This is a genomic window from Okeania sp. SIO2F5, from assembly GCF_010692685.1.
GTDB classification, from domain to species: Bacteria; Cyanobacteriota; Cyanobacteriia; order Cyanobacteriales; family Microcoleaceae; genus Okeania; species Okeania hirsuta.
The window spans coordinates 1-1944 of sequence record NZ_JAAHGU010000290.1; the positions used below are offsets into that span (position 1 = coordinate 1).

At 38.6% G+C, this 1944-nt stretch carries 2 protein-coding genes; both read left to right on the top strand.

Going from position 1 to position 1944, the window contains the following annotated elements:
* The coding region (locus F6K27_RS33005) for an AMP-binding protein (RefSeq protein WP_287280225.1) at positions 1–1277 on the top strand (1277 nt) is incomplete at its 5' end.
* Between the two features lie 417 nt (positions 1278–1694).
* The coding region (locus tag F6K27_RS33010) for an AMP-binding protein (RefSeq protein WP_287280227.1) at positions 1695–1944 on the top strand (250 nt) is incomplete at its 3' end.

The following is a 1944-nucleotide window of genomic DNA, read 5'->3' on the forward strand; positions in this document are numbered from 1 at the left end:
ATACAGAATTATCTCACCTGGTAGCATCAGTGCGGGATGATTTGGAAACTGTAGAAGAAATTATCAATATAGTAGATACTCAAATAGAAACAACAGGAGAAAAGTTACCAGGAACAGATTATGAAACTTTTTTAACTACAGGTACATCAGACCCTCTACCTTCCTCACTTTCAGACGAAAACGAAGCAATTTCCATCAGCTACACCAGTGGCACCAGTGGTCAACCCAAAGGAGTGGTATATACTCACCGTGGTGCTTACCTCAATGCTTTGGGTATGGCATTAGAATTAGGCATGAATAACCGCAGTGTCTATTTGTGGACTTTACCCATGTTTCACTGTAATGGTTGGTGTTTTCCTTGGGGAGTAATTGCTGTGGGTGGTACTCATGTTTGTCTCCGAAAATTTTACCCCAGTACAGTAATTTCATTAATCATGGATGAGGGAGTGACTAACTTCTGTGCTTCTCCCACAATATTAATAATGCTTACCAAGGAACATCAAGTAATCAATAAATTACAACTTTCCCATACCGTTACAGTTGTTACTGGAGGTGCACCACCTTCTCCAACTCTGATTCAGAAAATGGAAGAGTTGGGAATTGAATTGATTCATGGTTACGGTTTAACTGAAACTTATGGCCCTCATTCTATCTGCGAATGGCAAGCACCATGGAATGAGTTATCACTTGCCGAACGCGCTCGTTTGAAAGCTAGACAGGGAGTTGCTTGTATTTATTCTGCTCAAATGCGGGTAGTAGACAAAGATATGCAGGATGTACCTGCTGATGGGGAAACTATGGGAGAAGTAGTGATGCGTGGCAATAATGTTATGCAGGGATATTTTAACGATCCGGAGGCCACTGAATTGGCGTTTCGCGGGGGTTGGTTTCATAGTGGAGATTTGGCCGTGATGTATCCTGATGGTTATATGGAATTACGCGATCGCGCCAAGGATATTATTATTAGTAGTGGCACGAATATTTCGACTATTGAGGTTGAAAGAGCAATTTACAAACATCCTGCAGTTTTGGAAGTTGCGGTGATAGCTATTCCAGATGCGAAACGAGGTGAAGTGCCGAAAGCTTTTGTGACTCTTAAGTCTGATGTTAGTGTGTCGGCGCAGGAAATTATTGATTTTTGTCGCCAGAATTTGGCACAGTTTAAGGTACCGAAAGCGGTTGAGTTTATAGAGTTGCCAAAGACTGCTACAGGTAAAGTGCAGAAATATTTATTGCGGGAAAAAGAGTGGGTTGGTTATGAAAAAAGGATTCATTAGAATTTAGAATTATTAGAATTTAGAATTTAGAATTTAGAATTATTAGAATTTAGAATTTAGAATTTAGAATTATTAGAATTTAGAATTATTAGAATTTAGGGTCTGTCATCAATTAGAACTATAAGCTTTGTGAGTCAAGGTTTTTAGCATCTGGAGTCTTTCCAGGCCAAAAGTTCAAAACTTTTGCTACATAGCACTTTCAGATTTAATTGATGACACGCCCTAGAATTTAGAATAAATAGAACCTAATATGGTAAAAAAAAATATACAAGATAGGACTCTGAGTTTTAGCATCAGAATAGTAAAGCTTTGCAAGTTTTTGAGAGAAAAAGGATACAAATTTTCTCCGGATTAATTCTAAATTCTCAAAAAATTCTAAATTCTAAATTCTAAATTCTAAATTCTAAATTCTAAATTATGAAAGTTTCCTCTCAATTTCTCACTCCCCAAAGTTTCCTAGAACGCAGTGTGGGAGCATTTCGTGACAAAGAGGCCATAGTTTACCGTCAGCAACGGTGGACTTATGCTCAGTTTGCCACTAGAGTTAATCAATTAGCAAACGCCTTAAAAAATTGGGGGTTACAAAAAGGCGATCGCGTAGCTTTCCTTTGCCCGAATATTCCACCGATGCTAGAAGCACATTTTGGCGTTCCTCTAGCAGGAGGAG